4 protein-coding genes and 1 pseudogene are annotated in these 6,553 nt (G+C 75.3%); all 5 read right to left on the bottom strand.

The features are described 5' to 3' along the window. Nucleotides 1-223: pseudogene (locus AB0H83_RS48015) on the bottom strand (hypothetical protein); the annotation flags it as partial. 64 nt (nucleotides 224-287) lie between these two features. After that, a complete protein-coding gene (locus AB0H83_RS48010) occupies nucleotides 288-1,724 on the bottom strand; it encodes an AMP-binding protein (RefSeq protein WP_360109380.1) in 1,437 nt (478 codons plus the stop codon). A gap of 3 nt (nucleotides 1,725-1,727) precedes the next feature. After that, nucleotides 1,728-2,339: a phosphopantetheine-binding protein gene (locus tag AB0H83_RS48005; RefSeq protein ID WP_360109377.1), complete on the bottom strand. Its 612-nt coding sequence runs from the start codon at nucleotides 2,337-2,339 to the stop codon at nucleotides 1,728-1,730. Then, nucleotides 2,336-3,805: an AMP-binding protein gene (locus AB0H83_RS48000; protein ID WP_360109374.1), complete on the bottom strand. Its 1,470-nt coding sequence runs from the start codon at nucleotides 3,803-3,805 to the stop codon at nucleotides 2,336-2,338. The genes AB0H83_RS48005 and AB0H83_RS48000 overlap by 4 nt, the downstream gene beginning before the upstream one ends. Further along, nucleotides 3,802-6,519 carry an SDR family NAD(P)-dependent oxidoreductase gene (locus AB0H83_RS47995; RefSeq protein WP_360109371.1) on the bottom strand — a complete coding sequence of 906 codons (2,718 nt, stop codon included), beginning with the start codon at nucleotides 6,517-6,519 and terminating at the stop codon, nucleotides 3,802-3,804. The genes AB0H83_RS48000 and AB0H83_RS47995 overlap by 4 nt, the downstream gene beginning before the upstream one ends. Between the last annotated feature and the right edge of the window lie 34 nt (nucleotides 6,520-6,553).

Below are 6,553 nucleotides of genomic sequence, written 5' to 3'. Positions count from 1 at the left end.
AGTGGCCGCTGCGTTCACCGAACTCGCCCGGGCTATCTGACCGCGGACCCGACACGGGTTCAACGCGGCCATCGATCCGGCAACGCAACAGCGCCCCCGAACGTGCTTGAGGAAACACCCGGGCCTCGGCCAGAGTCCACACCGGCTGCACCCTGTCGCTCTTCTGCGGCTTGTGCGCACCCAGGGTGCGTCCGGTCTGCGCCGCGAACGCCTTGCACAGCACCAGGTCCAGCGTGCACAGGGTACTTCGGGAGTAGCCGGCGGCTTCCAGGTCGCGGTAGGCGGGATCAGTCGATCGCCAGGGAACGGTAGTCGAGCTTGCCGTTGGGGGTGCGCGGCAGGGCCGGTATCGCCCGGACGGTCAGCAGGGTCGCCGGGATGCCTAGCTTGGCCGCCACCGGCACCCGGGCCTGCTCGACCGGCTCGGCCGGACCGTCGGTGAACACCACCAGCCGGTCACCGCCGTCAACGACGGCGACCGTCCCGGCGTCCTCGAAGAGCCACTCGACGTCGTCGAGGCTGATCCGCACGCCCAGCACCTTCGCGATCCGTTTGCTGCGGCCGGTCAGGTAGAGGAACCCGTCGTCGAGGTAGCCGAGGTCCCCGGTGTGCAGCACGCCACCGTTGGTATCGCCGAGGGCCAGGTCGGCGCGGTCCTCGGCGTAGCCGAGCATGACATTGGGCCCCTGGTAGACAATCTCGCCGGACCGGCCGTCGCCCGCCGTCTGCGCACCGCCCTCGATCGATATCCGGCCGCCCGGGATGGCGGTGCCGACCGAGCCGAGCCGGTCGCCGAGGTGCCGCGGGGGCAGGCAGGCGATCCGGGAGGTCGACTCGGTCTGCCCGTACATCATGTAGAGCCGCCCGCCGCGCCGCGCCAGCCAGTCGGCGAAGCGCACCACCAGCTCGCCGCGCAGCCGGCTGCCCGAGCAGGTCATCACCCGCAGCCCGGGCACCCGGTCCAGATCGGTCAGCATCCGGGAGAGCAGCTCGTAGGTCGGGGCGACGCCGGCGAAGCCGGTGCAACCGGCGCGTGCGAACCGCCGCCAGAACGCCAGACCGGTCGGCCGGTCCGGGATCACCGCCACGCTGCCCCCGGCGACGAGGTGGCTGCTGAGCACCGACAATCCGTAGCCGAAGTGCAGCGGCAGCGACGTGACGGCCCGGTCCGCGGGTGTCACGTCCAGCGACGCGGCCACCGCGGCCGAGTTGGCGGCCAGGTTCGCGTAGGACAGCCGCACCGCCTTGGGGCTGCCGGTGCTGCCCGACGTGGACAGCACCAGCGCGAGGTCCGGGTGCGGCTGGACTGGCGACGGGTCGTCACGCTGCCACAACGCCGCCGCGGGCACGGGCTGGTCGACCGCGTGGTATCCGGCGGGCGGGGCGCCGGGCAGCCGGCCGTCATCGGGGCACCAGGCGATCAGGTCGGGCCGGTAGGCGGCGAGGAAACGGTCCCGCACCGCGGCGGGGGCCGCGGCGTCGAACATGGCCACCGCGTGCCCGAGCCGCAGCGCCGCCAGCCAGCACTGCACCGTCGCGGCCGACCGGCCGGCGAAGCAGACGATGAGGGCTTTGCGTGGCCGGTCCAGCGCCCGGGCCCACGGGTCGGTCCAGGCGGCCAGCCCGCCGCGGGCCACGGTGGCGCCGTCGCCGGTCAGCACTGCCGGCGCGCCTGGCGCGCCGCCGGTCAGGGCGGTGAACAGCTCGGGTCCGGTGACGGGCATGCGCTATGCGCCGCCGGCCAGCTTGCGCACGGTCGCGGCGTCGAAGACGTCTTCCAGGCTGATCTGGACGCCGAGGCGCTGATCGAGCTGGTTGACCAGCTCGATCGCCCGCAGCGAGTCGCCGCCGAGCTCCAGGAAGTCGTCGTCGAGACCGACCCGGGGCAGGTCGAGCACGTCTTGGAGCACCTCGGCGATCTGGGTCTCCCGGCCGGACCGGGGTGGGACGAAAGTGGACCGGGGCGGGTCGTCCTCGGCCAGGACGCGGCGCAGCTCCGCGCGGTCGACCTCGCCGGCGGCGTCGCGGGGCAGCGCCGCGAGCAGTGCGACCGTGGCCGGTGCGTCGTCGCCGAGCACGGCCCAGAGGTGGTCGCGGATGGCCGGAGCGCTGGCGAAGTCGATCGGCACGAGGGCAGCGGTCACCGCGCCGTCGAGCAGCACGGCGGCCACCTCGGCGACGTCGGGGTGCCGGGCGGTCGTGGCCTCCACCAGGTCCAGCCGGGCAGCGCCCGGTTCGGCCGGTTCACCCGGACCGCCCGGATCGGCAGGACCGCCCGGCGGCGGTGCGCCAGCCGCCGGGGTGTGCGGCTCGACGCCGGTCAGGTCCTGCGCGCTCATGCTGGGTCTCCTCCGGTCATACGCCAGCGCTCGAGCTTCCCGGCGGCGGACCGCGGGACCGAGGCGACGAACGTCATGGTTCGGGGCACCTTGTGCGGCGAGAGCCGCGCGGCGCAGTGCCGGACCAACTCCGGCCGGCCGGCGGCGTTCGGGCCGACCAATACCACGTTGGCGTGCACGACGGCGCCGAGGATCGCGTCGGCGCCGCCGACGGCAGCGGCGTCGGCGACGGCCGGGTGCTCCATCAGCACCGCTTCGACCTCGGCCGGGTAGACGTTTTCGCCGCCGACGTTGATCAGGTCGGTGCGCCGGGGGGTCAGGAACAGGTAGCCGTCCTCGTCGAGCCAGCCGTGGTCACCGACGGTTGCGAAGCCGTCAGGGGTGGTCGGCAGGGACAGCCCGCCCAGATAGGTGGAGCGGGCGGACATCCGGCCGCTGCGCATGTAGACGGTGCCGACGTCACCGGGCGGCAGCCGCCGGCCCGCCTCGTCGAGGATCCGTAGCTGGGTGAGGAAGCCCCGGCCGACCGTGCCAGGCCGGGCGAGCCACTCATCACCCCGGGCGAAGGTCACCCCGACCGCCTCGGTCGAGCCGTAGGTCTCGGCGATGCGGTGGGCGCCGACCAGCTCGATCCAGGCCTTTTTGGTGGCGAAGTCGCACGCCGCCGCGGTGTGCAGGACCCCGGTGACGCTCGCGAAGTCGGCCGGGACGGCGTCGGTGAGCTGCACGACGCTGCGCATGTGCGCGGGGGTGAGCTGCATCCACGCCACAGACTCGGCCCGGATCAGCTCGACCAGCAGGTCGGGGGCGAACGCCGGCAGCAGGATGAGGGTGTTGGCGTCGAGGATGCCGTCGAGGGTGGCGGTGAACGGCGCGGTGTGGTGCAGCGGGCCACAGATCAGTTGCCGCTGGCCGGACTGCCAGCCGGCCCGGCGCAGCAGCGGTGAGGGCACCGTGCGCGGGTCGTGGCGGATCGGCCCGGGGACGGCGATCACCTTGATCAGGCCGGAGCTGCCCCCGCTGGTCAGCAGGTAGCCCGCCCGCCGGCCGGCACCGGGTAAGCCGACCTCGGGCCGGCTGTCACCGGGCGTCATGTCGCTGACGGCGGACAGGGCCGTGTCGGTGAGCACGTGCACCGGGCCGTAGGAGCGGGCCACGAAGCGCAGCAGGGTGTCGCGTTCCTCGGTCGGTGCCCGCGGATCGACCGGCAGCAGGGGCAGCCCGGCGGCCAGCACACCGAGCAGCAGCGGCAGCGTCGCCGCGGTGGTGGCCGCCGGCACCGCGACGACCGGCTGCCCCGCGTCGGGCGGCAGGGCCGCGCGGAGCCGCCCGGCGACCTCCGTGGTCTGTGCGGCCAGCCGGCGCCACGACAGCGACCCCGTGGCGTCGATAGCGGCGGCGGCGTCGGGCTGCTCGGCGGCGATGGCGGCGAGCCGCTCGCCCACAGCCGCCGCGGTCACCGTCATGGCCGGGCCAGTCGGGGAATCGGCTCGTCCGCGACCGAGTCCGAGGTCGAGGTCGAGCCGGCCGGGGTGGCGCCCGGATCAGCGGAGGACAGGAAGCCCTGCAACTGCTCAATCCGGACCGCCAACCGCTCGATCGAGGGCAGGTCGAACAGGGTGCGCATGGGCACCTTAACGCCGACCTCGGCGCGGATCGCGGCGGCGAGCTGCACGCCGAGCAGCGAGTCGCCGCCCAGTTCGAAGAAGTCGTCAGTCACCCCGATCTGCCCGACGCCGAGCACCCGGCTCCAGACCGCGGCCAGGGCGCCCTCCAGCTCGGTGCGCGGCGCGACGTACTGCCCGTCGAGCAGCCGCTGCTCGAGGTCTTCCGGCGGGGGCACCGGGCCGGCGCCGGGCACCCGCGACGCGGCACGCACCTGGGCGAGCAGGCCCGGCAGCGACTCCGGGGTGGCCACCACCTGCGGGCCGAGGTCGGTGGCGAGCAGCCGGGCGAACGCGTCGAGCCCGGCGGCCGGGCGGATGCCCTCCTCGCCGGTGGGCGACGTGGCCGTCTGCGCCCAGGACGCCCAGGCCGACGGCGCGACCGGCACCCGGCGCAGCAGCAGGTCGGTGACTGCCACCAGCTCGACGCCGTCAGCGTCGGTCACCGTGACGTCCGCGGAGATCAGCTCGTCGCCCCGGCTGGTGTAGCGCACATGGCCGTGCACCATGCCGGGCAGCGGTGCGCGGGCGAGCAGGCTGCCGTAGCCGACCGGCAGCCAGCCGGCCCCGTCGAGCTGGGGGAACCCGACCGCCCGGTCCAGCAGCGCGGGGTGCAGCCAGTAGTCCCCCGGCGGCGGGTCGGCCAGCTCGATGCGGGCGGTCTGCTCCTCGGCATCGACCCGGATCTGCGTGGCCACCGGCCAGTCGGGGCCCACGATGAGCAGCTCCTCGTCGGCGGCGAGCTTCGGGGCCGGTGGCGCCGGCGCGCAGCGGGCCTGGATCGCGCCGAGGTCGTGCCGGGGTGGCGGACCGGGCCGGACCCAGTCGGCGGTGGCGCTGGCGTGCAGCCCGGCCGGGCCGAACACCCGCACGTCCCAGCCGGTCGCGGCGGGGGTGAGCGTGACCCGCACGCCGGGGGCGCCGGCGTCGGGCGGCACCGCGAACGGCCGGACGAAGCTAACGTCGCGCAGCTCCACGGCGGCGTCGGGCGCGGGCGGGCTCGTCAGCTCCAGCACGGCGCGGTGCATCAGCTCGAGGTGGGCGGTCGCCGGCAGCATGGGCACGCCGCCGACCCGGTGCTGGTCCAGCACCCAGTGCGTCGCCGGCGCGAGCGCACCGCTCAACGACCCGTCGGAGTGGCGCCGGTCGAGCAGCGGGTGCCCGACCGGCCGGTCCGGGGCCGCCCCGGCCACCGCCATGCCGGTGTCGAGCCAGCCACCCCAGTCGATCGCCAGGACGCGGCCGCGGAAGCCGTGCCCGGATCGGGCGACCGCGTCGCAGAAGGCGTGCGCGGCGCACGCGTCGAGCTGGCCGGGCTGCGCCGCGACCGCGGTCGTGGAGCCGAAGAACACCACGATGTCGAGGTCGTCGGCGCCGAAGACGCGGGCCAGGGCGAGCGTGCCGGCCAGTTTCGGGGCGAGCACCCGCTCGATCGCCGCCCGCTCCTGCACCGCGACCGTGCCGCCACCGGCCACGCCGGCGGCGTGCAAGATGCCGTCGATGCGGCCGAAGCGGTGCCGCGCGGCCTGCCGGACCCGGGCCAGGTCGGCCTCGTCGGTCACGTCGGCGGTCAGCACCAGGACCTCGCCGCCGGCCGCCTCGATGCGCCGCACCGACGCGTCAGGTCCGCTGCCCGCGCCGGTGCGGCCGAACAGCACCAGCTTCGCACCGGCCCGCCGGGCGAGATCCTCGGCCATCGCCAGCCCGATCCCGCCCAGACCGCCGGTGATTACGTAGACCCCGCCCCGGCGCAGGCCGTCGGCCGGATCGGCCGGGGCCGGCACGGACACCGCCCGGTAGTCGCGGCGCAGCCGCCGCCCGCCGCGCAGCACGACCTGGTCGCCGGCCCCACCGGCCGCGGCCCGGGTCAGCTCGGCCAGACATGCCTCGATCGCCGCGTCACCCTCGGCCGGATCCAGATCCAACTGACGCACGCTGAGGTCCGGCATCTCCAGCGGCAGCACCCGCACGATGCCGGCCAGGGTGGCGTGCTCCGGCCGGCTCAGCCCGGTCCCGTCGAGGTCCTCGGTGCCGGCGGTGATGACATCCAGGTGCACCGGCTCGAGGAGCTGACTGCTGCCCAGCGCCTGGGCGAGCGCGAGGGCGGCGAACAGGCCGAGCTGCTGGGCCTGCCAGGCGGCGGCGACGTCGAGGCCGGCGGGCTCACCGAGCAGCGGCCAGGCGAGCACGACCCGCGACGGCATGCCTCCGGAGACGGCCAGGTCGGCGAGGAGCTTCTCCACGTCGGCCCGCTCACCCGGCCGCACGGTGTAGCGACCGGCGGCGTCGATGCCGTAGGCCGGGCCGGGCACCACCGCGACCAGGCCTGCGCCGGAGGACCGCAGCCGATCGGTCAGCCGGGCCGCGAGGCCGTCACCGGTGAACGCCAGGCAGCGCCCGACCGGCACCGGCGCCGGGGCGGGCTCGTCCTGCCAGGCGGGCACGGCGAACCAGTCCCCCACCGGCCCGCCGGTGTCGGCGGTAGAGGTAGTGGAGGTGGTGAACGTGTCGGCCATGGCACTCCTCACCCTGGGTGATGAACCTCGATCG

The organism is Dactylosporangium sp. NPDC050688, assembly GCF_040654515.1.
GTDB lineage: Bacteria > Actinomycetota > Actinomycetes > Mycobacteriales > Micromonosporaceae > Dactylosporangium.
This window is presented reverse-complemented; position numbering and strand designations above follow the sequence as displayed.